Source organism: Citrobacter sp. RHB35-C21 (assembly GCF_013816515.1).
In the GTDB taxonomy this organism is placed as follows: domain Bacteria; phylum Pseudomonadota; class Gammaproteobacteria; order Enterobacterales; family Enterobacteriaceae; genus Citrobacter; species Citrobacter braakii.
In genome coordinates this window covers 4,933,209-4,957,545 of the sequence record NZ_CP057147.1, presented here as the reverse complement: position 1 = coordinate 4,957,545, position 24,337 = coordinate 4,933,209, and the positions used below count along the sequence as shown (strand labels likewise).

General features: G+C 51.8%; 24 protein-coding genes. 11 read left to right on the top strand and 13 right to left on the bottom strand.

Annotated elements, in window-relative coordinates; translation table 11 throughout:
* Nucleotides 1–7: 7 nt before the first annotated feature.
* The 3 genes from HVZ39_RS23955 to HVZ39_RS23945 form a co-directional block, all read right to left on the bottom strand.
* A complete protein-coding gene (locus HVZ39_RS23955) occupies nucleotides 8–454 on the bottom strand; it encodes a PTS fructose transporter subunit IIA (protein WP_141876139.1) in 447 nt (148 codons plus the stop codon).
* A 182-nt stretch (nucleotides 455–636) separates the two neighbouring features.
* Complete coding sequence (locus HVZ39_RS23950; RefSeq protein ID WP_016155190.1) at nucleotides 637–960, bottom strand: AzlD domain-containing protein; 324 nt, start codon at nucleotides 958–960, stop codon at nucleotides 637–639.
* Nucleotides 960–1,619, bottom strand: a complete 660-nt coding sequence (locus HVZ39_RS23945) for an AzlC family ABC transporter permease (RefSeq protein WP_016155191.1) — start codon at nucleotides 1,617–1,619, stop codon at nucleotides 960–962. The genes HVZ39_RS23950 and HVZ39_RS23945 overlap by 1 nt, the downstream gene beginning before the upstream one ends.
* A gap of 101 nt (nucleotides 1,620–1,720) precedes the next feature.
* Between HVZ39_RS23945 and HVZ39_RS23940 the strand changes: the two genes are divergently transcribed.
* Nucleotides 1,721–2,269 carry an XRE family transcriptional regulator gene (locus HVZ39_RS23940; RefSeq protein WP_016155192.1) on the top strand — a complete coding sequence of 183 codons (549 nt, stop codon included), beginning with the start codon at nucleotides 1,721–1,723 and terminating at the stop codon, nucleotides 2,267–2,269.
* A 336-nt stretch (nucleotides 2,270–2,605) separates the two neighbouring features.
* Complete coding sequence (locus tag HVZ39_RS23935) at nucleotides 2,606–4,003, top strand: carbohydrate porin (protein ID WP_016157885.1); 1,398 nt, start codon at nucleotides 2,606–2,608, stop codon at nucleotides 4,001–4,003.
* Between the two features lie 290 nt (nucleotides 4,004–4,293).
* Here HVZ39_RS23935 and rhaM read toward each other — a convergent pair whose 3' ends face one another.
* From rhaM to rhaB, 5 genes are all read right to left on the bottom strand, one after another.
* Nucleotides 4,294–4,608, bottom strand: a complete 315-nt coding sequence (gene rhaM, locus HVZ39_RS23930) for an L-rhamnose mutarotase (protein WP_016155195.1) — start codon at nucleotides 4,606–4,608, stop codon at nucleotides 4,294–4,296.
* The gene (fucO, locus tag HVZ39_RS23925) at nucleotides 4,605–5,753 is read right to left on the bottom strand and encodes a lactaldehyde reductase (protein ID WP_016155196.1); all 1,149 of its coding nucleotides are present in this window, start codon (nucleotides 5,751–5,753) and stop codon (nucleotides 4,605–4,607) included. The genes rhaM and fucO overlap by 4 nt, the downstream gene beginning before the upstream one ends.
* A gap of 126 nt (nucleotides 5,754–5,879) precedes the next feature.
* Complete coding sequence (rhaD, locus tag HVZ39_RS23920) at nucleotides 5,880–6,707, bottom strand: rhamnulose-1-phosphate aldolase (RefSeq protein WP_016155197.1); 828 nt, start codon at nucleotides 6,705–6,707, stop codon at nucleotides 5,880–5,882.
* 143 nt (nucleotides 6,708–6,850) lie between these two features.
* Nucleotides 6,851–8,110: an L-rhamnose isomerase gene (gene rhaA / locus HVZ39_RS23915; RefSeq protein ID WP_065554794.1), complete on the bottom strand. Its 1,260-nt coding sequence runs from the start codon at nucleotides 8,108–8,110 to the stop codon at nucleotides 6,851–6,853.
* Nucleotides 8,107–9,576: a rhamnulokinase gene (gene rhaB, locus HVZ39_RS23910; RefSeq protein WP_181633041.1), complete on the bottom strand. Its 1,470-nt coding sequence runs from the start codon at nucleotides 9,574–9,576 to the stop codon at nucleotides 8,107–8,109. Before rhaB ends, rhaA begins: the two co-directional genes overlap by 4 nt.
* A 300-nt stretch (nucleotides 9,577–9,876) precedes the next feature.
* Between rhaB and rhaS the strand changes: the two genes are divergently transcribed.
* The gene (gene rhaS, locus HVZ39_RS23905; protein WP_181633040.1) at nucleotides 9,877–10,725 is read left to right on the top strand and encodes an HTH-type transcriptional activator RhaS; all 849 of its coding nucleotides are present in this window, start codon (nucleotides 9,877–9,879) and stop codon (nucleotides 10,723–10,725) included.
* Nucleotides 10,726–10,830: 105 nt separating this feature from the next.
* A complete protein-coding gene (gene rhaR / locus HVZ39_RS23900; RefSeq protein WP_016155201.1) occupies nucleotides 10,831–11,679 on the top strand; it encodes an HTH-type transcriptional activator RhaR in 849 nt (282 codons plus the stop codon).
* Here the strand turns inward: rhaR and rhaT are convergent.
* Both rhaT and HVZ39_RS23890 read right to left on the bottom strand, forming a co-directional pair.
* The gene (rhaT, locus tag HVZ39_RS23895; RefSeq protein ID WP_181633039.1) at nucleotides 11,676–12,710 is read right to left on the bottom strand and encodes an L-rhamnose/proton symporter RhaT; all 1,035 of its coding nucleotides are present in this window, start codon (nucleotides 12,708–12,710) and stop codon (nucleotides 11,676–11,678) included. The two genes, rhaR and rhaT, sit on opposite strands and share 4 nt — an antisense overlap.
* 201 nt (nucleotides 12,711–12,911) lie before the next feature.
* Complete coding sequence (locus HVZ39_RS23890) at nucleotides 12,912–14,333, bottom strand: L-fucose/L-arabinose isomerase family protein (RefSeq protein WP_032932209.1); 1,422 nt, start codon at nucleotides 14,331–14,333, stop codon at nucleotides 12,912–12,914.
* A gap of 255 nt (nucleotides 14,334–14,588) precedes the next feature.
* Here HVZ39_RS23890 and sodA point away from each other — a divergent pair, with 255 nt between their 5' ends.
* Nucleotides 14,589–15,209 carry a superoxide dismutase [Mn] gene (sodA, locus tag HVZ39_RS23885; RefSeq protein WP_181633038.1) on the top strand — a complete coding sequence of 207 codons (621 nt, stop codon included), beginning with the start codon at nucleotides 14,589–14,591 and terminating at the stop codon, nucleotides 15,207–15,209.
* A gap of 235 nt (nucleotides 15,210–15,444) precedes the next feature.
* Complete coding sequence (gene kdgT / locus HVZ39_RS23880; protein WP_016155204.1) at nucleotides 15,445–16,428, top strand: 2-keto-3-deoxygluconate transporter; 984 nt, start codon at nucleotides 15,445–15,447, stop codon at nucleotides 16,426–16,428.
* Nucleotides 16,429–16,469: 41 nt separating this feature from the next.
* On the opposite strand, the gene HVZ39_RS23875 is transcribed toward kdgT, so the two are convergent.
* A complete protein-coding gene (locus tag HVZ39_RS23875) occupies nucleotides 16,470–17,366 on the bottom strand; it encodes a dihydrodipicolinate synthase family protein (protein WP_181633037.1) in 897 nt (298 codons plus the stop codon).
* Between the two features lie 152 nt (nucleotides 17,367–17,518).
* Between HVZ39_RS23875 and yiiM the strand changes: the two genes are divergently transcribed.
* The 4 genes from yiiM (at nucleotide 17,519) to HVZ39_RS23855 (ending at nucleotide 21,460) form a co-directional block, all read left to right on the top strand.
* Nucleotides 17,519–18,193: a 6-hydroxyaminopurine reductase gene (gene yiiM / locus HVZ39_RS23870; protein ID WP_075848782.1), complete on the top strand. Its 675-nt coding sequence runs from the start codon at nucleotides 17,519–17,521 to the stop codon at nucleotides 18,191–18,193.
* 228 nt (nucleotides 18,194–18,421) lie between these two features.
* Complete coding sequence (locus tag HVZ39_RS23865; protein ID WP_019077919.1) at nucleotides 18,422–19,126, top strand: GntR family transcriptional regulator; 705 nt, start codon at nucleotides 18,422–18,424, stop codon at nucleotides 19,124–19,126.
* A gap of 8 nt (nucleotides 19,127–19,134) precedes the next feature.
* Complete coding sequence (locus HVZ39_RS23860; RefSeq protein ID WP_181633036.1) at nucleotides 19,135–20,091, top strand: TIM barrel protein; 957 nt, start codon at nucleotides 19,135–19,137, stop codon at nucleotides 20,089–20,091.
* A 118-nt stretch (nucleotides 20,092–20,209) separates the two neighbouring features.
* Nucleotides 20,210–21,460: an MFS transporter gene (locus HVZ39_RS23855; RefSeq protein ID WP_029139693.1), complete on the top strand. Its 1,251-nt coding sequence runs from the start codon at nucleotides 20,210–20,212 to the stop codon at nucleotides 21,458–21,460.
* Between the two features lie 40 nt (nucleotides 21,461–21,500).
* Here the strand turns inward: HVZ39_RS23855 and cpxA are convergent, their stop codons facing one another.
* Nucleotides 21,501–22,874: an envelope stress sensor histidine kinase CpxA gene (cpxA, locus tag HVZ39_RS23850; RefSeq protein WP_016155210.1), complete on the bottom strand. Its 1,374-nt coding sequence runs from the start codon at nucleotides 22,872–22,874 to the stop codon at nucleotides 21,501–21,503.
* Nucleotides 22,871–23,569 carry an envelope stress response regulator transcription factor CpxR gene (gene cpxR, locus HVZ39_RS23845; RefSeq protein WP_006686193.1) on the bottom strand — a complete coding sequence of 233 codons (699 nt, stop codon included), beginning with the start codon at nucleotides 23,567–23,569 and terminating at the stop codon, nucleotides 22,871–22,873. Before cpxR ends, cpxA begins: the two co-directional genes overlap by 4 nt.
* Before the next feature lie 150 nt (nucleotides 23,570–23,719).
* Between cpxR and cpxP the strand changes: the two genes are divergently transcribed.
* Nucleotides 23,720–24,220, top strand: coding sequence for a cell-envelope stress modulator CpxP (cpxP, locus tag HVZ39_RS23840; RefSeq protein WP_016155211.1), 501 nt, complete (start codon nucleotides 23,720–23,722; stop codon nucleotides 24,218–24,220).
* The last annotated feature ends 117 nt before the right edge of the window (nucleotides 24,221–24,337 follow it).

Genomic DNA, 24,337 nt, shown 5'->3' with positions numbered 1-24,337 from the left:
CGCTTCCTTATGAGGTTAAGGTCTGATTGAGCAGGGCGAGCACCTGGCCGGTGTCGCCTTGCTTAAGTTGGTTGATGAAATCTTGATGGATAATTTTGCGGCACAGGGTGCCGATAATTTTGACCTGATCGTCCTCGCCCGTTTGTGGCACGCCGAGGCAGATCCAGCAGTTAACGTCCTCGCCGTCGCTGGCTTTCCAGTCCACTTTTTCTGATTTGCGCGCGAACAAGACGAAGGGGCGTGTGATACAGGCGCTTTTACCGTGTGGGACGGCAATGCCCGAACCAAAGCCGGTGGAATGCAGCTTTTCGCGTATCAGCAGCGTTTGCAGGAAGGCGCTGCGGTCAGAGACGTAGCCATTTTGAAGCGCCATATTCGCCAGTTGCTTGAGGATGGCATAAACGCTATTCCCCTGAATATTCAGGTCAATGCAGTTAGCTGTAAGGGCTGTCATGGTGGGACTCCGTTAAAAACTGTTTGATTTGATTTTAACGGTGAGATGGTGAAGAGATGATCAGCAATATGTCAGCGGGAAGTGACAATTTGAGGCAGAGTTAGCGCCTGGTTTTGTGGGGTAAAACACATAACGCTACAGGTGATTACCCTGATGAATATTTCGCCAGGGTAATTATATTCTTAGTGTATGCCCACCATTCGTAACAGCGCGGTTACCACTGCGGCGGCAACGATCACCACGATCAGCGGCATCTTACGCCAGGCGAGAAATACCGCAAAAGCCACGCCGAGTACGCGCGCCATTCCGGCAAAGTGTTCGCCCTCGTAAAAGGTGGTCGCCAGCGCAACGGAGAACAGTAATACCGTTGCGGCGTCGGAAAGCAGCGCCTGCGAGCGTTCTGAGAACGCTAAACGGCTTCCAAGCTTGGCTCCTCCTAAACGCATTAAATACGTTCCCAGAGATAACATGGCGATACCGACGATAAACAGCGTCATGTTGCCCATTATTTTTTCCTCGTCAGTAAGCCAAAGAGTGAGAGCAAAACCGGTAAACCGACCGGCGCAAAGGGAATGGCGGCAAGCGACAACGTGGCGCCGCTACAGGCACGAATCAGCGTAGTGCGGTTTTTGAATGCCGGGACGACCAGAGCCAGCAGAATGGCAGGGAAGACGGCATCCAGACCGATGGTTTCCGGGGCAGGGAGCAGTTTGCCGACGCCTGCGCCGATCAGGGTGCCAACAGGCCAGAAAATTGCGACGCCCAGACCGCACAGCCAGTAGGCGGCTTTACGTTGCTCAGGCGTTTTTTGCGACAGGCCAAAGACTACGCTTTCGTCGTTCATAATATGACAGCCGAGGAAACTGGCAGCTCGGGTGCCTACCAGATCGCGCACGGTGACGCCGAACGGCACGTGTCGGGCGTTAACCAGTAAACCCGCAGCCGCAGCCGCCAGTGGATTACCACCGCTGGCGATAATGCCGATAAACATAAACTCGGACGCGCCCGCCAGCACAGTAATAGAGAGTACAAACGGTACCCACAGCGGGAAGCCGTAGGCCATCGCCAGCGAGCCATATGACATGCCGACTACACCGACGGCCAGACAGACTAAAAATATTGCTTTTATCGTGTCGCCTTTGAGACTGGAAAAATAATGTTTCATACCGTTTTAGCCATATCGAACGAGTTTCCATTATAATGAACGCGACCAATTGGCTTTACAAGTCGAACAATTCGTTCGATATAAAAAACATGGAGTCGTGAATGACCCAGCCCATCAGTATGATCGCGAAAAGTCTGGTGCGTGAACGTCAGCGCACCGGTTTGTCGCTGGCGGAGATTGCCCGTCGCGCGGGGATTGCAAAATCGACACTCTCGCAGTTGGAAGCGGGCAATGGAAATCCTAGCCTGGAAACGCTCTGGTCGCTGTGTGTGGCGTTAGATATTCCCTTTGCGCGCTTGCTGGAACCGCAGGAGCAAAAAACGCAGGTGATTCGCCGCGGCGAAGGGACAAAAGTCGTGGCTGAGCAGGCCCACTATCAGGCCATTTTACTGGCCGCCTGTCCACCGGGCGCGCGGCGGGATATCTATCTGCTGCTGACGCAGCCGGGCGCGGATCGTATTTCACAACCGCATCCACCGGGATCGGTTGAACATATTATCGTAACGCAGGGTAAGGCGATGGTGGGATTGACGGAAGCGCCGGAGGAGTTAGGTGAGGGCGATTATATTTGTTACCCCGCCGATCAAGCGCATATCTTTAAAGCACTGGAGCCTGACACTCAGGCGATTCTGGTTTCTGAGCAGAGTTAATTGAACGCATATTAAATAAAGGCGCGGCGATTATTGTTCGCGCTTTTATTATTTTTAATTATATTTTGTTGTTATTCATATAAAATTGTTTTTATTATTGTTCGTTAATTTCAGCACTATTGTTATATCCCTCACATTCTTAATTATATCTACGTTACACATAATAAAATCAGTATGATAATAAATATTAGCCTGCACTGGTGCCACGTTTTAATGTTCTGAATTTATTTCAGTCATCGGTATCGTATTACCTATAAAAATATTTTTTGGATTTGCATGTTGCGCGTCTTCCGGTCGGAAGACGTTGGACGATCTTTATTTCAAGGAAAGCAAATAATGAAGAAATCGACATTAGCTTTAGCAATAGGTCTATTATTAGTGGCAAATAATGGCTTTGCTAAAACGCAAAAAATGACTCTGGAGCAGCGGCTCGAACAACTGGAGGCTCGGCTGGAAGCTGCGGAAAACCGCGCGGCAAAAGCGGAAAATCAGGTGCAGCAATTGCAGGTACAGCAGGCTGCGGAGATCCAGGAAATTAAAGTTGCTCAGGGAAATACGCCAGTCAACGGCACTACGCCCGCACAAGAGACCAAAAAGAACGCCACCACCCCTAACCTGGTGCTCTCCGGCTATGGCGATCTGAAAATCTACGGCGACGTGGAATTCAACATGGATGCGGAAAGCAACAAAGGCGTGCTGGCGGCAACCAATTCGAATGTGGGCGACCCAACCAATGAACGCTGGGATCTGAACGGACGTATCCTGCTGGGCTTTGACGGTATGCGTAAGCTGGATAACGGCTATTTCGCCGGTTTCTCAGCGCAACCGCTGGCTGACATGACGGGTTCGGTCAATCTTGATGACGCCGCTTTCTTCTTCGGTCAGGAAAATGACTGGAAAGTAAAAGTCGGTCGTTTCGAAGCTTACGATATGTTCCCGCTGAATCAGGATACCTTTGTTGAGCATTCAGGGCATACCGCCAACGATTTGTATGATGACGGTAGCGGCTACATCTACATGATGAAAGAAGGTCGTGGCCGTTCTGATTCCGGCGGCAGCTTCCTGATGAGCAAACAGCTCGATAACTGGTATTTCGAGTTAAATACCCTGCTGGAAGATGGTACCTCGCTTTATCAGGATAGCCGCTATCATGGTCGTGAAATGTCGCAGGAGAAAAACGTGGCTTATCTGCGCCCGGTCGTCGCCTGGACACCGGTGGATGCGCTGACGATTTCTGCGGCCATGGAATCGAACGTTATCAATAACGCCTATGGATATACCGATGCTCAGGGCAACTTTGTCGATCAGTCCGATCGTACCGGTTACGGTATGACGATGACCTGGAACGGTCTGAAAGCCGATCCGGAAAATGGCCTGGTGTTTAACCTGAATACCGCTTATCTCGATGCGGATAACGAAAAAGATTTTACGGCGGCGGCCAACGCTCTGTGGAAGCGCTTTGAACTGGGCTATATCTATGCTCATAACAAGATCGACGAATTTAACGGTCTGATCGATCACGATGATAATGACTGGTTCTACAATGAGGGCACTTACGATATTCATACCATTCACGCGTCATATTTAATTCCGAACGTGATGGATATGCAGAACTTTAATATTTATCTCGGCGCTTATTATTCGATGATTAACAGCGATAACAGCAATCCGGAGAATTATACCGACGACGACGACCGTTACGGCGCGCGTCTCCGCTTCAAATACTTCTTCTGATTTTCCGTTCTCAGGCGCCTGGATTCAGGCGCTTTTTCTTAGAGCCTGGTCATCAGGCTTTTATTTTCCCACCCAGTTATTTTTGATTTTGAACTTGTCGGCGCGGTTGTAGCTACACGAGTAGTTAAATGCCGTCCCATCTTCCAGTTTGGTGACGCCGGAGACTTTCAGCATTGGCAAGCCTGAGCAGGTGCCGGGTCGTGGGGAAATGGCGTGGATGACAAAACGAACGCAATGCTGCTAACGGGAGAAAAAGGTTTCCTCCCCCGTCAGGGGAGGAAACAGAGCGGTTAAGGCAGATAAAACACTTCTTTTAGCTCAGCGCTGACCGGGCTGTTGTCCGGATTTGCCGGCATTACATCACGCATATGCTTCCACCAACGCTGGCAAACATCGGTGCTGGCAACGGCGTTCCAGCGCTCTTCTGACTCAATCTCTACGGTGGCGAACAGCAGGTTGCGTTCCTGGTCGAGATAAATCGCGTAGTGATGGGCACCGTGCTCTTTCAGCACCGCTTCCAGTTCTGGCCAGATGGGATTGTGCCGACGTTGATACTCAACGTGCGCGTCGGCATTCACCTGCATCACAAAGGCCTTGCGGATCATAACGCCTCCAGATACAGCTCGCGGACTTCGTCGCGGCTGGCGGTGCGTGGGTTACACGGCGCGCATGGATCGGCCAACGCTTTATCCAGCCAGCCTTCGATATCCTCTTTCGTCACGCCAAGAGAACTAAAGCCAGCCGGAATACCTACACGCTTGCTCAGGGCACGAATCGCGGTGATGGCCTCCATGCTTGCCGCTTCGTCGCTCATCCCGCGGGTGTCCACTCCCATCGCCTGTGCCACTCGGGCAAAACGCGCCACGGCGTTAGGGCGGTTAAAGTTTTCGATGATCGGCAGCAGGATAGCGTTGCAGACGCCGTGCGGCAGGTTGTGGGTCGCGCCTGGCTGGTGTGCCAGCGCATGAACCAGTCCAAGACCGGCGCTGTTAAACGCCATCCCTGCGAGGTACTGACCAAACGCCATTTGTTCGCGGGCTTCGAGGTTATGACCATCGTCGACCGCTTTCGGCAGCCACAGGTTGATCAGGCGAATTGCTTCCAGGGCGTTGGCGTCGGTGAGCGGATGCGCGCCAACGGAAACATAGGCTTCCACCGCGTGAGTCAGGGCGTCCATGCCGGTTGCGGCGGTAACGGAGGCTGGGATTTCCAGCATCACGCTGGCGTCATCCACGGCGATATCCGGGATGATGTTCGGGTCGATGATCACCTCTTTGACCTTGCGGGCAGAGTCGATAATGACCGCGTTGCTGGTCATCTCTGCTGCTGTACCAGCTGTGGTATTGATGGCAACCAGCGGCACACCCGCATTTTTCACTTTGCCCACGCCGGAGTAAGCGGTAGAAGGGCCAGGGTTGGCGGTCAGGATCTTCACCGCTTTGGCGGTATCGATCGGGCTGCCGCCGCCGAAGGCGATAATGTAATCACATTCTGCCCCCTGATATGCCGTAAAACCTTTCTGTACCAGCTCTTCTGTCGGATTCGGGAACACCTCATCAAACAGGTGGTAAGACATTTGATGTTCATCCAGTGCGGCAAACAGGCTATCCAGCAGGCCCAGCTTCACCAGTTGACCATCGGTGACGATCAGCGCTTTGCCCCATTGTTTATTCGCCACGAGATTCACCATATCGGCAATCGCGCCGGCGCCATGCAGGCTAATTTTTGGCAGTGCCAACATAAAGCTCATCACTATTCTCCTTAAAAAAAATCCCTGGTGCCCGATGGCATTACGCTTATCGGGCCGACGGTGAAACGTGCATCATCATGTAGGCCGGATAAAGCGAAGCCGCATCCGGCGTTGAGTTGGCAGGTATCAGTACAACTCTACGGCGCTTGCCAGCGGAGTCACGCCAAAGCGTTTAGCCAGTGCGACCAGCTCTTCACGCGTGATGGTCTGCTTCATACCGCCCATCGAATAGATTTTGACTAAAACTTCGGCGGATTTTTCTGCGGTATCTATCAAGCCAAATGCTTCGTCGAGGGAGGGACCGCTGCCGAACACGCCGTGGAACGGCCACAGTACCAGCGAGTGTTTCTGCATTTCCTCGGCGGTAGCCTGGCCGATTTCATCCGTACCCGGCACCATCCACGGCAGAATGCCGACGCCATCCGGGAACACCACCAGACACTCGGTGCTGCCTTCCCACAGTTTGCGGGTAATCAGCGGGGTGTTGTTTTCCAGCACGTAGGTCAGGGCGATCAGGTTGGTAGCATGGCAGTGCATGATCACGCGGTCTTTGCCGTTCGTCGCTTTAATACGCTCGCAATGCGAGAGGAAGTGAGCCGGCAACTCGGAGGTTGGCACCGCTTCGTGGGTCAGGCCCCAAAGGATGTGGTAGCCCGCGCCGTCGCTGTCTACTTTCACCACGCCCAAATTTGCCGCGGGATCGAGCTGAACGTTACGGAAAAATTTACCGGAACCGGTGACGATAAACGGCGTGTTCGCCAGCAAAGGCATTGGCTGACTTAGCGCGATATAGCGCGGTTTTTCGTGGAAATCGGCGCTAAATGGCGCAATGTCAGCCTCATCCAGACGCAGCGTCAGGTTGCCGCCGTTACGTTCGTCCCAGCCTTTCAGCCACGCGTCGGAAGTGGCTTTGATCATCCCCTGGACGAACCAGGAATTAGTCATGTTTTGCATATTCGGTGATCCTGTTGATTGCCCGATCGTTATCGGGTCTTACGTAGGCCGGATAAGCGAAGATCCATCCGGCAATCGTCTTTCATTCATTGCCGGATAGCGACGTGGGGCGTCTTATCCGGCCTGTAAGCCTGGTGTCACGGTTAGCTACGTTTGCTCAAAATCTCTTTCTCATAGGCGCGCACGCTGTCCAGCCACTGACTTCCTGCTGGCGTGTCGTGACGCTGGCAGTACATCTCCCAGACGGCCTGCCACGGCAGCGATTTTTGCTCTTCCAGCAAGGCCAGACGTGCGGTGTAATCACCGCTGGCTTCAAGCTGACGCAGTTGCCCGGTCGGTTCTAACAGCGCGCGCAGCAGGGCTTTTTTCATATTGCGAGTGCCGATAACCCACGCGGCGATGCGGTTAATAGAGGCGTCGAAGAAGTCGAGGCCGATGTGTACGCGGTCAAACAGGTTGTGGCGGACGATCTCGCTGGCAATCGCCTGCGTTTCGTCATCCAGCAGCACCACGTGATCGCTGTCCCAGCGCACCGGACGGCTGACGTGCAGCAGCAGACGCGGTACGTACAGCATGGCGGCGGAGATTTTGTCGGAAATCACTTCAGTCGGATGGAAGTGACCCGCATCCAGGCACAGCGCGGTCTGACGGCTGGTGGCGTAACCCATATAGAACTCGTTGGAGCCCACGGTGTAGCTTTCGGCGCCGATGCCAAACAGCTTGCTCTCGACGGCGTCGATATGGTGCGCCGGGTCGAGTTTTTCGCTGATCACTTCATCCAGTGCTTCAAGCAGACGTTGGCGCGGCGCTAACCGGTCAACGGTAATGTCTTTCATGCCATCCGGGATCCAGATATTCATCACTGACGGCGTACCCAACTGCTCGCCAAAATACGCTGAGACGCGACGGCTGGCTTTGCAGTGGTCAATCCAAAACTGGCGAATAGTGTCATCGGCATGGGCCAGCGTGAAGCCGTCGGCGCTCAGCGGGTGAGAGAAGCAGGATGGGTTGAAATCCAGCCCTAACTGGTTTGCTTTCGCCCACTCGACCCAGTTTTTAAAGTGTTCAGGTTTGATTTGATCGCGGGCAACCGGCGTATCGGACTCCAGATAGATCGCGTGCAAATTCAGACGTTTTGGACCTGGGATCAGGCTCAGCGCCTGCTCCAGATCGGCGCGCAGCTCGGTGGCGTTACGCGCTTTGCCCGGATAGTTGCCGGTAGCCTGAATACCGCCTGTGAGCGAGCCCTCCGGATTCTCGAAACCGGCGACATCATCGCCCTGCCAGCAGTGCATGGAGACCGGCAGACGATCGAGCTGGCGTAAGGCCGCCTCGACATCAATGCCTACCGCGGCGAAACGCAGTTTTGCCAGTTCCCAGGCTTGTTCAAGTTGAGTGGTCATGCGCAAAGCTCCTTTGTCTGTCGTAGTGATGGAAACTGCGCCTGGTAGCGGGCAATTTCACTTTCAGGATTTGGAATGAAGGTGGTCAGGTCGTAGTTGGCACGCACCACCTGACGGAAATCATCGACGTTGTTAAGCTCGTCCAGCGTCATCAACTGGATGCCAATATTGCCGAGCGTGGAGGCCTCAATCGGCCCGGACATCACGCGAATACCGCAGGCATCCGCGCACAGCTGGTTCAGTAGGGCGTTCTGGCAGCCTCCGCCAACGATGTGCAGTTGGCTAAATGCTGCACCACGCAGTTGTGCCAGCTCTTGCAGAATGTCAGCGTATAGCAATGCCAGGCTGTCGAAGATACAGCGCGCCAGTTCGGCGTTTTGCTGGGGAACGGGTTGACCCGATTCACGGCAGGCCGCCTGAATTTCCGCGCTCATATCGTCGGGGTTGATAAAGCGATCATCGTTCGGGTTTATCAGGAATTGGCAGGCCGGCAGCGCTTGCGTTTGGGCAATAAGCGTTGGCAGGTCGGTAATCTGGCGCTCTTTTAAAACGCGCTGGAGCAGCCACAGTCCCATGATGTTTTTCAGGACGCGGTAGCGCCCTTCCGCGCCCCCTTCGTTGGTGATGTTCGCCGCCAGCGCCGCATCGTTGGTATACGGCGTTCTGCTCTCAAAGCCCATCAGCGACCAGGTACCGGAAGAGAGATACGCACTATTTTTATCGGCCAGCGGTGAAGCGATGACCGCGCTGGCGGTGTCGTGACTGGCGACGGCCACAACCGGAATTTGGTTTTTCTGCGGGCAAATCCAGTGACCAATGACGTTCCCCGGATGCGTCGGGCGACCAAACCAGGCTTTGTCTGCCCCGGTCCACGCCAGCAGCGTGTCATCCCAGTCGTCGGTGTTGATATTGACTAACTGGGTGGTGGTGGCGTTGGTGTATTCCCAGTTCAATTTGCCGGTCAGGCGAAAGCTGAAGTAGTCGGGGATCAGCAGGGCATGTGCCACCTGCGCAAGCAGTTCTGGCTGCTGTTCAACCAGCGCACGTAGCTGATACAGGGTGTTAAACGGCAGAAACTGAATGCCGCTACGGCGGTAGATTTCACCTTTACCTGGCTGCGCCATCGCCTGTGACATAATGCCGGTCGTGCGGCTGTCACGGTAAGAGACCGGCAGACCAACACGTTGTCCGGCGTTATCGATCAATACGTAATCCACGCCCCAGGTATCAATGCCAATGCTGTCTATCCGAATGCCTTCATCACAGACTTTTTTCAGTCCAAGGCGAATGTCGTTTTCCAGGCTGTCGATGTCCCAGGTGTCAAAACCGTCCGTTTTTTGCAGACAGTTAACGAAGCGGTGGATTTCACGCAGCGTCAGGGTGCGGTGATTACTGTCGTAACGTGCGAGCATTACGCGCCCACTGGATGCGCCGAGATCGACAGCGACACAATGGCGAAAAGTCATGGCGAGGTCCTTCTGAGTTTTATTGCACTCAGTCTAAGAACCCCGAATAAAGCGTACCTTCTTGACAGTGACAGCCCCAATTAGCGGCTGGCAACATGGCAAAGGTGAACGTGATGTTGTTCACAGTTTCCACTAATCGCGCGGATTTTGGCGGATGTGACGCCTTCCGCATTTCCCGATCTTTCCCGCCATTTCTTGAAGAATTAACCGTGTTTACGCACTTTGGCGTCAAAAAATTAAGGTGAGGGTAGGAACCCTTAATTACTATTCAGCCATATTCGTTAATCAGGGGGAGCCGTCATGACCGTACTGCATTGCGTGGATTTTTTTCCGACAGGTAAAGCGCCTGTGGCTATTGAACCGCGGCTTCCTCAGCCCGCGTTTCCTGAACATCATCATGATTTTCATGAAATTGTGGTGGTCGAACATGGAACGGGGATCCATGTGTTCAACGGACAGCCTTACACCATCAGCGGTGGTACGGTGTGTTTCGTCCGCGATCATGACAGGCATTTATATGAACATACTGACAATCTGTGTCTGACCAATGTGTTGTATCGCTCTCCGGATGCGTTTCAATTTCTGGCCGGGCTGAATCAGCTTTTGCCTCAGGAACAAAATGGGCAGTATCCCTCCCACTGGCGCGTAAACCAGGGCGTACTGCAGCAGGTTCGTCACCTGGTGGGGCAGATGGAGACGCTCGGCGAGGAGATGGATACGCCCACGGCGGCAAATCGCGAGATCTTGTTTATGCAGTTGCTGGTACTGCTACGTAAAAGCAGCCTGATGGAAGCGGCGACCGATAACGATGCGCGGCTTAACCTTTTGATGGCATGGCTGGAGGATAACTTTGCCGAAGAGGTGTGTTGGGAGGCGCTGGCCGAGAAGTTTTCGCTCTCTTTACGCACTCTGCATCGCCAGCTTAAACAGCAAACAGGATTGACGCCGCAGCGCTACCTTAACCGTCTGCGACTGATTAAAGCCCGATATCTGCTCCGCCACAGTGATGACAGCGTGACTGATATCGCTTATCTCTGCGGTTTCGGTGACAGTAACCACTTTTCGACGCTTTTTCGCCGTGAGTTCGAGTGGTCGCCACGCGATATTCGTCAGGGGCGTGACCTTATAGCGGGAAGCAGCCTTCAGTAACGCGAAAGCTATCAACGTTTTTTACCGTCCGTTTGCTGATAATCATACCCTTTCATGCCGGATAAGCGCAGCGCATCCGGCAAGCGTACAGGTTGAGGTGATGTGATGGCGAATCATCTGGTTCTTTTGAAATCAGACTTTTTTGCGCATGAGCAGCAGGCTGTCGCCGTGGCCGATCGTTATCCGCAGGATGTCTTTGCTGAGCATACCCACGAGTTTTGCGAGCTGGTTCTGGTCTGGCGCGGCAATGGTCTGCATGTCCTTAACGATCGTCCGTACCGGATAACCCGTGGCGATCTGTTTTACATTCGCGCAGAAGATAAACACTCCTACACCTCCGTTAACGACCTTGTGTTGCAAAATATCATCTACTGCCCGGAGCGGTTAACGCTGAATGTTGACTGGCAAGGGGCGATCCCCGGATTTGACGGTACGCCAAGGCAGCCGCACTGGCGACTCGGCAGCGTTGGCATGACCCAGGCCAGACAGGTGATAAGCCAGCTTGAGCATGAAAGTAATCAGCGCGATGCGCAGGCCTTTACCATGGCTGAGCTGCTGTTTGGTCAACTGGTAACTCACCTTAAACGTCATCGTTATGCCACGGATACGCTCCCGGCGACGTCAAGTGAAACGCTGCTGGATAAACTGATCACCGCGTTAGCCGGTAGCCATGAGCATGCGTTCGAACTGGATACGTTTTGCGAGCGTGAACGGTGCAGCGAACGCGTTTTGCGCCAGCAGTTCCGCAGCCAGACCGGGATGACGATCAACCAGTATCAGCGCCAGGTGCGGGTGTGCCATGCACAGTATCTGCTCAAGCATAGTCGGTTGATGATTAGTGAGATTTCCATGCGCTGCGGCTTTGAGGATAGTAACTACTTTTCGGTGGTATTCACGCGCGAAACCGGGATGACGCCGAGCCAGTGGCGTCATCTCAGTACCCAACATGATTAGCTGGCCATTCCCAGACCAACAATGTTTGCTGCGACAATGATCACTACGCAGCCAAGACTTAGCACGCTGACCGGACGTCTCCCTGCATTGCTCCACTCTTTCATGATCAGGCCCACGATACCGCCGCACAGGACGTAGAAGCTCATGTGCAGCATCCAGCTCATGTAGTCATACTGTGCTGGAATTTTGGCATGGCCCCAGGCGTAAAAGAAGAACTGGAGATACCACATCAGGCCAGCAAGCGCCGAAAACAGGATATTGCTGATAATCAGCGGTTTTGCTAAAGAGAAGTCGGCCTTTACTGACAGGTTTTTCATTTTTGCCAGACGAATGAAGCAGTATCCCAGATTGATCACCGCACCACCGCCCATGATGACTACGTAGCTTGGCAGGGCGACATACAGCGGATCGATACCGAGTGTTGCAGCGGCTTCGTGCATTGGTTTAGCCGCATCCATGGCAAAGGACATCCCCGCGGAGAAAAAGCCGCACATCACCGCCAGTATCAGACCTTTTTTCAGATTGAACTCTTCGGCTTTGATGCCCATCTTGCGCTCTTTTAACTGTCCGGCGCGGGTGACAATCGCCACTCCGATCAGGGCGACCAGCACGCCGAGCAGGGTCATACGTCCGCCTGGTGTGCCAATGAGCACGTCAAATTTACCGGCAATGATTGGCGTCATTAAGGTACCAACAATTAGCGTAATGCCGATAGCGATCCCGATCCCCATCGACATACCGAGATAGCGCATAGTCAGGCCATAGTTGATATTACCAATCCCCCACATGGCACCGAATAAAAATACCGGCAGCAGGGTGGACGCACTGAATGAACTGTAATAGGCCCAGAAGTCCGGCAGAAGGAGCGCGCTGACTAGCCAGGGAAGGATCAGCCATGAAACAAAACCACCTATAGACCACATGGTTTCCCAGGACCAGTGTTGTACCTTTTTAAAAGGGGCATAGAAACAAGCGGCACTAGCGGCACCGATTAGATGCCATATTATCCCCATCGTAATTGCGTTACCCATTCTGTTTCCTTTTGAATTATCGATTTGGCAGGATGAAAACACCCGTTTTGATGTTCAAAAGTCTAAAGAGTGAGCAATAGATTAACCTTCAGCATGCTGCCGTGTGATCAGTAATGCTGGCAAAATTCAGGGGATGAAAGGGATATTGATCACAAATGCGGCCCCGCCCCTCTTTTTTGAGAAGGGCGGAAATATAGAGGATTAGCAAATTCTTACTGCCTGAATACCCAGTAGCCAGGCGAGTTTTTCCAGTGCCTCGCCATGGTGCCCCAGGCCAATGCTGCAATGATGAGCTGGGCCGCCCATACACCATTGCGTGGTGAACTCGCGAGCTGATAACGGGAAGCGATAGCGGCTATTGGTGTTGCCAATATCCAGGACTTCACCTGGTACAGCTTCACCCTCGGCATACTGTAAACGCACCCCGTTTTCGGCATCTTCAATTACCGAAAGAAAGGTCACCGGACCTGATTTTACGGTCATCTGGATAGATACACCTTTACCGGGTTTACCATGATAAACCGGCAGCGGCACCAGACTCACCGGACCATCCGCCATCAGCGGGTGTGCCGGACCGTCATGTCCCCACAAAACAGCATCATCATTAAATTCAATGCCATATGGTTCTGAGAATGAACCGCCAGCCCCCAGAAGTTGCTGAATTTTCATCGCCAGCACATTTTTGATTTCATATTCTCCCGCTACGGGAATACCACGGTGGGTAAGCAGCGTGTTGCCGAGAATGATTGAGGTGATGATGTTCTCGTAAGCGTTGCCGTTACGGCCTTCATAGTAATAGGCTAGTGCACCGAGTTTATTCTGGGCAATTAGTTTATCCATGGCGCAGGCAGTGGTGAGTGCGCGGTTGAGCTCTGCAGGTTCGCATGCCACATCCAACTGAAGTACACGGTGCATTTCCTGTCGTTTGGCGTTGAGGTCTGCCTCGCTGACCTGCTCGCGATATTCCGCCAACTCACACATTTCCAGTGGCTTAAAGCGTACGCCCATTTTGGCGGACAAGTTCGTCATATTGCTGTAAACGTCTACCATGCCGTCATAATAGTGCCCGAGGACGCCGACCTGACAATTTGCCAGCATTTGACGAGCGTTAAGTGCCTGTAGCCACTGCGCCGTTTGTTGCCAGACATACTCATCGCCCTGTAATGCGCCAACAATCAACTGAAAGCGGATATTCGCACGGTTAAACACGTTTGCCAGTTCGGGGGCGCTGCAGGCCTGACAGTGCGCCAGCCACTCTCCAGTACGGCCTCCCCGATCGGGAATTTGACGGATTGTTGAATAAGGTAGCCCTGGCTCTGGCTGTAGGGCCAGAATAATGACCGGTTTATTGATACTCTGCACAAGCGGTAGCACCGTTGAGCTGAGCGCGTAGGTGCTGATGTAAAGACAGACAGCATCGACCGGCTGTTGCTGCAACCGTCTGATAAGGGCATCGGCTTTATCGACGTTATCAATCAGGCCGCCATTAATCACGCTGGCTTGTTGCGCCGTCAGGCGTTCATCAATTGATTGCAGATAGCCCTGAAGACGTGACTCCAGGCCTGTAAACTGGGGCCAGTATGTGTCGAGGCCGATACCAAAAAGGGCGATGTTGACAGACATAGCAATATTTCCTTGTGAGATAATCTTCAGACTATGTCGTGATTTATCTCCCATGTCCTTCATGTCGCTGCCTATTTTATACTCAGGTTGGCAAAATCAGCCTGATTTTCCCAGTGATGCTCACACTTTTACCTCATAATATCCATGTAAAAAGTACGGCATTGATAATCATTTTCAATATCATTTAATTAACTATAATGACCCAACTGCTTACGCGGCGTTAACACTGGCCGCCCGACAATACTGGAGATGATTATGAGTTATACACTGCCATCCCTGCCGTACGCTTATGATGCCCTTGAACCGCACTTTGATAAGCAGACGATGGAAATCCACCATACCAAACACCACCAGGCTTACGTAAACAACGCGAACGCTGCGCTGGAAAGCTTGCCTGAATTCGCGAGCCTGCCTGTTGAAGAGCTGATCACCAAACTGGATCAACTGCCAGCAGACAAGAAAACCGTACTGCGTAACAACGCGGGCGGCCACGCTAACCACAGCCTGTTCTGGAAAGGCCTGAAAACCGGTACTACGCTGCAGGGCGACCTGAAAACGGCTATCGAACGTGACTTCGGCTCCGTGGACAACTTCAAAGCTGAATTTGAAAAAGCTGCAGCAACCCGTTTTGGTTCCGGCTGGGCGTGGCTGGTTCTGAAAGGTGACAAACTGGCTGTTGTTTCCACTGCTAACCAGGATTCCCCGCTGATGGGTGAAGCTATCTCTGGCGCTTCCGGCTTCCCGATCGTGGGCCTGGACGTTTGGGAGCACGCTTATTACCTGAAATTCCAGAACCGTCGCCCGGACTATATCAAAGAGTTCTGGAACGTGGTGAACTGGGACGAAGCTGCCGCGCGTTTCGCAGCGAAAAAATAAGTTCTACGCTTTAGTAAGCCCCTGCAAGCGATGCTTGTGGGGGTTTTTTTGTGATCAAAATCAATATAAAAACGATGATCCACTTAAATTGAAACAAGGTTTTATTATGCGGGTGGGATCACTTTTATAGTCTCTATGAATGTCTATCTTCGTTTCATCAAGACGGGCGCATCTCATAAGCAAGATGCAATCGCCCATAAAAATTGCCCCATTTTTATGTCTACAGGTGATGGAAATGCAGATCAAACGAACGATAGAGAAAATCCCAGGCGGCATGATGCTGGTGCCGCTTTTTTTGGGCGCGTTGTGTCACACCTTTTCCCCCGGCGCCGGGAAATACTTCGGCTCCTTTACCAACGGTATGATCACCGGTACGGTGCCTATTCTGGCGGTCTGGTTCTTTTGTATGGGGGCGTCGATCAAGCTAAGCGCCACCGGTACCGTGCTGCGTAAATCAGGCACACTGGTCATAACCAAGATCCTGGTAGCGTGGGTGGTCGCGGCGATTGCTTCACGTATTCTGCCGGAACATGGTGTAGAAGTTGGTTTCTTCGCCGGGTTGTCTACGCTGGCGCTGGTGGCCGCCATGGATATGACCAACGGCGGGCTGTATGCCTCGATTATGCAGCAGTACGGCACCAAAGAAGAGGCCGGGGCGTTTGTCCTGATGTCGCTGGAGTCTGGCCCGCTGATGACTATGGTGATTCTGGGAACCGCCGGGATCGCTTCGTTTGAACCACACGTGTTTGTGGGGGCCGTATTACCGTTCCTGATTGGCTTTGCGCTGGGGAATCTGGACCCTGAGCTGCGGGAGTTCTTCAGCAAAGCGGTGCAGACATTGATTCCTTTCTTTGCCTTCGCGCTTGGTAACACCATTGATTTGAGCGTGATTGCGCAGACCGGTGTACTGGGTATTTTGCTGGGCGTGGCGGTAATTATCATTACCGGTATTCCATTGATTATCGCTGATAAACTGATTGGCGGCGGCGATGGCACAGCGGGGATTGCGGCCTCCAGCTCAGCCGGTGCGGCGGTCGCTACGCCAGTGCTGATTGCTGAAATGGTTCCGGCATTTAAACCGATGGCGCCGGCAGCAACTTCCCTTGTCGCCACGTCGGTGATTGTGACCTCCATTCTGGTGCCGATTATCACTTCCATCTGGTCGAAAAGAGTTAAAGCCAGGGCGGCGGAAATTGATATTCGTAGCGCCGTGAAGTAAGTCTCTTTTGCCGGATGGTCTGTTCCATCCGGCTTAACGATTTACGCTTTGACGACAAATACCTCATCGATGGTCCGACACTCACCCTCGTTCAACTCTCCGCCGGCATTTCGTGACACGCCGGTGCAATAGCCAAACTTACGCGATACCACGGTTTTGATGGTGGTGACGAAATCTTCGCCGATGGCGTAGATGGACATGTAGGTGCCAATCTGGTCCTGAATGTCGCGAAGTGCTGTCAGGTCGCCCTGTTTAAATGCTTCCCGTGCGCTGACAAACAGTTCAGGCATGACGTTGTTTAATCCTGAAATCACCCCCGCGCCGCCTGCCAGCAGGTTAGGAATGTAGTATTCGTCATAGCCGGACAACACGGCAAAATCCTCCCGTACGGCGCGGGTGGTCTGGATCATACTGCGAGTATGGGACTGGCAGTCGACGGTATCTTTAATGCCTGCGAAGTTGGGGAACTCGGCGGCGAGGGTGGCAACCAGTTCAGGCGTTAAATCGCAGCCAGTGCGCGCCGGAAAGTTATAGGCAAACCATTTACCGCTGAGCTTCTGCCCCAACTGACGGTAGTAGCTCAGCAGCTGTTTTGCCGTTTGCCCATAGTAGTAAGGCGGCAGGATCATCACGGCGTCGTAATCGGCGCGATACGCTTCCTGCGCCATCAACAGCACATCATTCTGGCAGGTGGATGAGACGTTGGCGACCATCTTCAGCGAGCTCATAGCGCGGGCCTCGCGGATCAGTAGCAGCTTTTCTTCGAGCGTAAAGGAGGCAAATTCCCCGATGCTACCCATCAGCAAAATCACGTCGATTTTGGCCTCGGTAAGGCGTTTGAGATGCTGGCTTAGACCGTTAAGATCGATCTTGCCGTCATTATCCATTGGCGTAATGGAAGGACACCAGACGCCAGCAAATTGCGATTGACCAGTCACGTTGTTGACTCCTTATTTGAAATGATGTTTCAAAACCAGATTACATTGATAGCATGTGTCCCTAAGTTTCATGTGAACCGTGCTCTCATTTTGAGCGACTGGGGTAAAATAAATGTGGTGTAATGGGGGAAATTTATCGGGAGAGGGAACAGATGCGATATCCGGTCGATGTTTTTACAGGCAAGGTTCGGGACTACACGGGAAGCCGTCCCAGCGCGATTGCTAAGGTCCAGGTTGACGGCGAGCTGATGCTGACCGAACTGGGGCTGACGGGTGATGAACAGGCGGAAACGAAAATTCACGGTGGGCCGGATCGCGCGCTGTGCCACTATCCGCGTGAACACTATCAGCACTGGAGACAAGAGTTTCCGGAGCAGGCAGAGCGCTTTGTCGCGCCCGCGTTTGGCGAGAATCTCTCTACTCAGGGGCTAACGGAAGAGAATGTATTCATTGGCGACATTTTCCAGTGGGGAGATGCGCTGATTCAGGTCACGCAGCCGCGCTCGCCGTGCTTTAAGCTGAATTTCCATTTTGGCATCAGCGATATGGCTAGCCAGATGCAGGATGCAGGCAAGACGGGCTGGTTGTGCAGCGTCATCGCTCCAGGCCAGGTGTCGGCGGACGCGCCGTTGATCCTGGCTTCACGCGTCAGCGACGTCAGCGTGCGGGAGGCGATTGCCATTGCCTGGCATATGCCGTTTGATGACTCACAATATCACCGTTTACTCTCGGCTGCCGGGTTATCGAAAAGCTGGACCAGAACGATGCAAAAGCGTCGTTTAAGCGGCAAGATCGAAGACAATTCCCGACGTTTGTGGGGAAAATAAAGCCATTCTGGCCATGCAATTAAATCAGGTGGTAACACCTGATTTGCCTCTCTCGTGGTTCTTATCTCTGCATACTAAGGCGGGTTAAAAAACCTGCTTGTCACGCCATGTTTTCAGTCCATTCTTGATACCTGGCCCACAAAAAGAAACTCTGCGTTGAAAAAAAACTTGAGTATTTCCTGCACTCAAATATCTTAGCTTTAAATTGGTTTAAACCAGATGAGCAAGATGAAAAAGAAAAACAATGTTGATGTGCTTAGAGAGCGCTTTGAAAGCTGGTTAAACGAGAATAATTTGCCAGCGGGCTCTAAATTGCCTTCGGAGAGAGAGTTATGTGAGTTGCTGGATGCGAAGCGCATGACTTTACGTCAGGTTCTGATTGAGCTTGAGATCGATGCGCGTATCTTCCGAAAGAACCGCAGTGGTTGGTTTATTTCATCGAAGCGATTTATTTATAATCCCAAATCACTTTCCAGCTTTAATGCTGAAGCCTGTGCTCAGGGGCGCAAGCCTTTTTGGGGTTATTTAACCAAAGAAACGATTGCGACGGTTCCGCACCATGTTGATGATGTTTTTCTCTCCTCCGGTGATCGCTATTTAGTTACCGGTTGGTGTGGTCTTGATTCGCATAAAGTGTTTTACCATGAGTCCTATATTGATGCTGATGTTGCGCCAGGATTCATTAACAAATTGGGCAATCAGTCTTTTGCCAGCGTCTGGGAAGATGCGTTTGGTCATGCTTTAAATATCAAAGAAATGATTTTTAAACCGGTCAATATGCCAGAAGTGGCCTGCAAAGAGTTGGGCGTTGCGCCTAATACTTATGGAATTTTAGTAGAAAAACATCGGGCTACCCGAGATAAAAAAGTGGTTCAGGTTGATTTTGAATACTGGCGACTTGAATCTGTGGAACTTGTTATTCGTGATGAATGAGAAAAATAATGGGAAAATGCAACCAAGAACTTCTCGCTGAACGTGCGAGAAATATACCACTGTACCTACATGCTTATGCCTTTCATCTGAATATGCGCTATGAGAGAGTCCTTCCGGGCGATCTTCTGGATATTGCGCATCAGCAACAATTAAAGGGAGTGAAAATACATGTTGAGGATGGTGAGTCCCAATCACTGCAGAAACTAAACGATCGGCAGTTGCACGATTTTAAAGAAAAGGCAAAAAAATATAACCTCGATGTACATATTGAAACGAGCGCATCGGACAAGGCGACATTGACGGATGCGATCCGTATTGCTGTGGCAACTGGCGCAACTTCAGTACGTTTCTACCCGCGCTATGAAGGACATCTCAACGATGTCATGGCAAAGATTGCCAATGATATTGCGTGGTTGTCTCAGTATGACGATTGCGGACTAAGCTTTACTATCGAACAGCATGAAGATCTGCAAGGCCATGAACTGATGACGCTGGTTAATAATAGTGGAATGAAGAATCTCTCTATTCTGTTTGATTTTGGCAACATGATTAACGCCAATGAGCAGCCGCTTTCTGCGTTAGAAGTTATGTCCCCTCTAATCACTCAGGTGCATATCAAAGACGCAAAAATTATTAAAGAAGGTAAAGGCTGGGGGCATGAGGCTTGTCGTTCAGGATACGGTGATTTACCAATGGAAGAGATGCTTAAGGCATTATTACTTTTAGGTGAGGATAAACCGCAAGTAAATGCTTTTGGTCTGGAAGAGGAAGTTGAATATTATGCCCCGGCATTTCGTTTTGATGATGAAGGTGATAATCCCTGGATCCCATGGCGCGATGCAAGCTATACGCCGCTGCCCGACAGTGACATGATTGATGCGCGACTGGCGCAGGAAAAAGAACATGCTCTTGCTCAAATAAAGTATATCCGTGATTTATGCGATAAGTTTACAAGTAATAAATAAACTTCTTTAAATATTATTAAATGCGAAAAGGGTTATGAAAATAACTCTCTTAATTTATTAACTGCATGATTTAATTTAAATATTTCTCTCAACAAGCAATGAGGGTTTAACTATGTTCATGAATAAATGGGCAAGGCTCTGTTTTTTAATTTTAGGCGGCGGCACAATATTCAAACTTTCAAGTATGAAAGATGTTTTCTATGTGCCAATGCAAAGTGACTGGGGTTTAACCAATACGCAAATTGGTTTAAGTTTTACCGTTTATACGATTGTTCAGACAACCGGGCTTTTTCTGTCGCTCTATATCGCAGACCGTTATTCCAAGAAAATATTATTACCATTTGGTCTGATCGGCGTTGGGCTATGCGGTTTATATTTGGCGACGCTACCGTCATTTACCGGTTATCTTATTTGCTTTGCCGCAATGGCGTTCTTTGCCGATGTGGTTTATTGGCCGGTGTTACTGAAAGCTGTGCGTCTGCTAGGTACGCAAGAAGAACAAGGGCGCATGTTTGGCTTTTTAGAAGCAGGACGCGGCGTGGTGGATGTTATCGTCGCTTCTGGCGCTCTGTTTGTTTTCGTCCAATTTGGTGAAGGTAAAGCGGGGATGCAGGCTGGACTGCTGTTTTATACGCTAATTACGCTGGCTGCGGGTGTTCTCACTTACTTTATTGTCGATGATGACAAAGTGAAAGGCGGCGAGAAAACCAGTGCCAACATGGAAGTCTTAAAGGGTATCAAACATGTGTTGTCCTGCCCTAACGTCTGGCTGGCTTCTTTAGGGATTTTCTTCGTTTACGCCGCGTACTGTGGCCTGACTTACTTCATCCCATTCTTAAAAGATATCTACATGCTGCCGGTAGCGCTCGTCGGCGCGTACGGCATCATCAACCAGTATGCATTGAAAATGGTGGGAGGGCCGATTGGTGGGCTGCTGGCGGATAAGGTTGCTAAATCACCTACGGTTTACCTGAAGTGGACGTTTCTGATCTCTGCTGCTGCTATGGTTGTTTTTATGCTGTTGCCACATCAAACGATGAATGTGTATATCGGTATGGCGGCGACGCTAGGATTTGGGGCGATTATTTTCTCACAGCGCGCCATTTTCTTTGCACCAATGGATGAGATTGGTACCCCGCGTGAATATGCCGGTTCGGCGATGGCATTTGGCTGTATCATCGGTTATATGCCCGCCATGTTTGCGTATACGTTATACGGCTATTTACTGGATACCAATAGCGGCATCACGGGCTATAACTATGTCTTTAGCGTGATGATTGCGTTCAGCTTAATGGGCTTTATCTGTTCGACCATTCTGGTGAAGCGGATTAAAAAGCAAAAGCTAGCGGCTGCGACTGTGGCAGCATAATGTGAGAACTTCCCCGGTACGACGTTACCGGGGAAGCCTGTTAAGCGCGTTTATACAGCGGCAACCAAATTACCAGCCGCAAACCACCCAGCGGGCTGTCTTCGGCCTTCACCCAGCCACGATGCTGTTGGATTGCGGTTTCAACAATCGCCAGACCCAGACCTGTTCCGCCAGACTCGCGATCGCGCGCCTCATCGGTACGATAGAACGGACGGAAAATCTGTTCTCGGTCTTCAGGGCTAACGCCCGGGCCATCGTCGTCGACGGTGATGGTAATCCCATCGATATCCACCGCGAAGCCAACTTCAATCTGCGTGTGTGAATAACGCAGGGCGTTGCGCACAATGTTTTCCAGCGCGCTTTCCAGCGCATTTGGGTTGCCGTACAGCGGCCACGGGCCCGGCGGGAAATTCACCGTGAGTGATTTACCCATCTGCTCGGCTTCAAAGGCGGCGTTATCCAGCACTTCGCCCCACAGCTGATTGGCTTTCACCGTTTCACTGACCAGCGCGTTTTTCTGCTGATTGCGTGACATCACCAGCAGGTCGTTGATCATGCTGTCCAGCCGATGCGCTTCTGTTTCAATACGTTCCAGCTCTTTGCTCTCACCGCTACGACGGCGCAGCAGCGCGGTGCCCAACTGCAGACGCGTCAACGGCGTTCTCAACTCGTGGGAGATGTCCGACAGCAGGCGTTGCTGCGAGGTCATCATTCGCTCCAGCGCCGTCACCATCTGGTTAAAGCTGGCGCCTGCCGCCAGAAATTCCTGCGGACCGGCTTCCAGTTCCGGATGCTGACGCAGGTTGCCCTGGGCCACTTCATCCGCCGCGTTTTTCAACTTACGCGCCGGTTTCGCCAGACTCCAGGCAAGCCAGAGCAATAGCGGAGAGCTGACTAACATGGTGACAATCAGCAACAACAGCGGTCGGTCGAACAACAGATTGATAAAGTCAGATTGTGAGCTGCTGGCAGGTCGAATGAGATACAGCTGGTAGTTATCTTCGCCGTCTCTGACGGAGAAAGGCCCGACCATCTCAACGCGACCGTATTTTTTCTTTTGCGGATGGTCGGCGTTATCGGCCTGACCAATAAAGTTACGAATGATCTGCATTTCGTTGCGTTCTGCGCCGATCACGCGTCCTTCCGTCGTAACAAGCAATAACCGCTGTCCTGGCGGTGCCCACTTGTCTATCGCCCGAAACAAGCGACGCCACCACATTAAATCGTTGGGTGGATCGTTCGCCAGTTCAGCTTCAACGTGTTGCTCAATCATCAACCCCTGGCGCTGCTCGCTGTCCAGTAGCTCGGTCATCTGGCGTGAATCAAGCTTGGGTAACATCAGTACCAACATCAACACCAGTGCCAGCGTCAACCAGAAGATGGCAAAGATGCGTGCGGTTAAGCTCCCTATCATGAAGCGGAGACCATCAGGTAGCCGCGACCGCGCAGGGTTTTAAACCACGGGTGTCCGTCTTTACGTTCTGGCAGCTTACGACGCAGGTTCGAGATATGCATGTCGATCGCGCGATCAAAAGGCGTCAGGCGTTTGCCCAGCACTTCCTGGCTCAGGTGTTCACGCGAAACCACCTGACCGAGATGCTGTGCCAGCAAATAGAGCAGGGTGAATTCGGTGCCGGTTAACTCCAGGGTTTGCCCGTCAAAGCTGGCTTCCTGGCGACCCGGATTAAGGCTTAACGCATCCACTTCCAGAGTCGGCGAACCGTTGTCGCTGTTCTGCTGCTGTTCGCTCCAGTGTGAGCGACGCAAAATAGCGCGGATGCGCGCGACCAGTTCACGGTCGTTAAACGGTTTGGGTAAATAGTCGTCCGCGCCCAGTTCAAGGCCAAGTACGCGATCCAATTCGCTGCCGCGAGCGGTCAGCATGATTACGGGTGTCTGGTGTGTCTGACGAAGTGCTTTCAGCGTATCAATGCCATTTTTCTTCGGCATCATGACGTCGAGCAAAAGTAAATCGATGCTGTCATCCAGAAGCTCAAGCGCCTGTTCCCCATCATAGGCAACCAGCACATCGAAACCTTCCATTTCGAGCAACTCCTTTAACAGGGAAGTCAGCTCTCGGTCATCATCAACTAACAGGATTTTATTCATTGTTTACGTACCTCCGAGGCAGAAATTACGTCATCAGGCGTCGCTAATCTATGACTTTACGTTGTTTTACACCCCCTGACGCATGTTTGCAGCCCGAATCGTAAACTGTCTCTCGTTGAATCGCGACAGAAAAGATTTTGGGAGCAAGTGATGGGCAAAGTTACCGCTGCCGTCATGGCCTCAACGCTGGCACTGAGTACTTTAAGCCACGCAGCTGAAGTCGTCACAGGCGATCACTGGCACCTGGGTGAAGGCTCCGCGCAACGCAGCGTTCAGAGCCACATGTTCGACGGTATCAGTTTAACCGAACATCAACGTCAACAGATGCGAGATTTAATGCAGCAGGCAAGACACGAACAGCCTCCTGTTAATGTTAGCGAAATGGAGACAATGCATCGCCTTGTCACCGCAGAGAAATTTGATGAACGCGCTGTGCGCGCTCAGGCAGAAAGAATGGCGCAAGAACAGGTTGCCCGCCAGGTTGAAATAGCCAAGGTTCGCAACCAGATGTATCGCCTGTTAACGCCCGAGCAGCAAGCGGTTTTAAATGAGAGACATGAACAACGAATGGAGCAACTGCGCGACGTAGCGCACTGGAAAAAAAGCTCATCGTTGAATTTATTGAGTAGTAGCAACTCACGTTCCCAGTAGTAACCCTGTTTTCCTTGCCATAGACACCATCCCTGTCTTCCCCCACATGATGTGGGGGTTTTTTTTGCCCAAAATTTGTCACTCGGTTATTGCCTGACTGTTTTACTTCATCCGTTA

Bases quoted from the DNA above. Each gene is read 5' to 3' on its own strand.
- HVZ39_RS23955 (WP_141876139.1), bottom strand. From the start codon at position 454: ATGACAGCCCTTACAGCTAACTGCATTGACCTGAATATTCAGGGGAAT.
- HVZ39_RS23950 (WP_016155190.1), bottom strand. From the start codon at position 960: ATGGGCAACATGACGCTGTTTATCGTCGGTATCGCCATGTTATCTCTG.
- rhaD (WP_016155197.1), bottom strand. From the start codon at position 6,707: ATGCAAAACATGACTAATTCCTGGTTCGTCCAGGGGATGATCAAAGCC.
- HVZ39_RS23940 (WP_016155192.1), top strand. From the start codon at position 1,721: ATGACCCAGCCCATCAGTATGATCGCGAAAAGTCTGGTGCGTGAACGT.
- sodA (WP_181633038.1), top strand. From the start codon at position 14,589: ATGAGTTATACACTGCCATCCCTGCCGTACGCTTATGATGCCCTTGAA.
- cpxA (WP_016155210.1), bottom strand. From the start codon at position 22,874: ATGATAGGGAGCTTAACCGCACGCATCTTTGCCATCTTCTGGTTGACG.
- cpxR (WP_006686193.1), bottom strand. From the start codon at position 23,569: ATGAATAAAATCCTGTTAGTTGATGATGACCGAGAGCTGACTTCCCTG.
- rhaS (WP_181633040.1), top strand. From the start codon at position 9,877: ATGACCGTACTGCATTGCGTGGATTTTTTTCCGACAGGTAAAGCGCCT.
- HVZ39_RS23865 (WP_019077919.1), top strand. From the start codon at position 18,422: ATGAAAAAGAAAAACAATGTTGATGTGCTTAGAGAGCGCTTTGAAAGC.
- rhaM (WP_016155195.1), bottom strand. From the start codon at position 4,608: ATGATCCGCAAGGCCTTTGTGATGCAGGTGAATGCCGACGCGCACGTT.
- HVZ39_RS23860 (WP_181633036.1), top strand. From the start codon at position 19,135: ATGGGAAAATGCAACCAAGAACTTCTCGCTGAACGTGCGAGAAATATA.
- rhaT (WP_181633039.1), bottom strand. From the start codon at position 12,710: ATGGGTAACGCAATTACGATGGGGATAATATGGCATCTAATCGGTGCC.
- rhaB (WP_181633041.1), bottom strand. From the start codon at position 9,576: ATGACTTTTCGCCATTGTGTCGCTGTCGATCTCGGCGCATCCAGTGGG.
- rhaA (WP_065554794.1), bottom strand. From the start codon at position 8,110: ATGACCACTCAACTTGAACAAGCCTGGGAACTGGCAAAACTGCGTTTC.
- rhaR (WP_016155201.1), top strand. From the start codon at position 10,831: ATGGCGAATCATCTGGTTCTTTTGAAATCAGACTTTTTTGCGCATGAG.
- HVZ39_RS23890 (WP_032932209.1), bottom strand. From the start codon at position 14,333: ATGTCTGTCAACATCGCCCTTTTTGGTATCGGCCTCGACACATACTGG.
- kdgT (WP_016155204.1), top strand. From the start codon at position 15,445: ATGCAGATCAAACGAACGATAGAGAAAATCCCAGGCGGCATGATGCTG.
- cpxP (WP_016155211.1), top strand. From the start codon at position 23,720: ATGGGCAAAGTTACCGCTGCCGTCATGGCCTCAACGCTGGCACTGAGT.
- yiiM (WP_075848782.1), top strand. From the start codon at position 17,519: ATGCGATATCCGGTCGATGTTTTTACAGGCAAGGTTCGGGACTACACG.
- HVZ39_RS23945 (WP_016155191.1), bottom strand. From the start codon at position 1,619: ATGAAACATTATTTTTCCAGTCTCAAAGGCGACACGATAAAAGCAATA.
- HVZ39_RS23855 (WP_029139693.1), top strand. From the start codon at position 20,210: ATGAATAAATGGGCAAGGCTCTGTTTTTTAATTTTAGGCGGCGGCACA.
- HVZ39_RS23935 (WP_016157885.1), top strand. From the start codon at position 2,606: ATGAAGAAATCGACATTAGCTTTAGCAATAGGTCTATTATTAGTGGCA.
- fucO (WP_016155196.1), bottom strand. From the start codon at position 5,753: ATGAGCTTTATGTTGGCACTGCCAAAAATTAGCCTGCATGGCGCCGGC.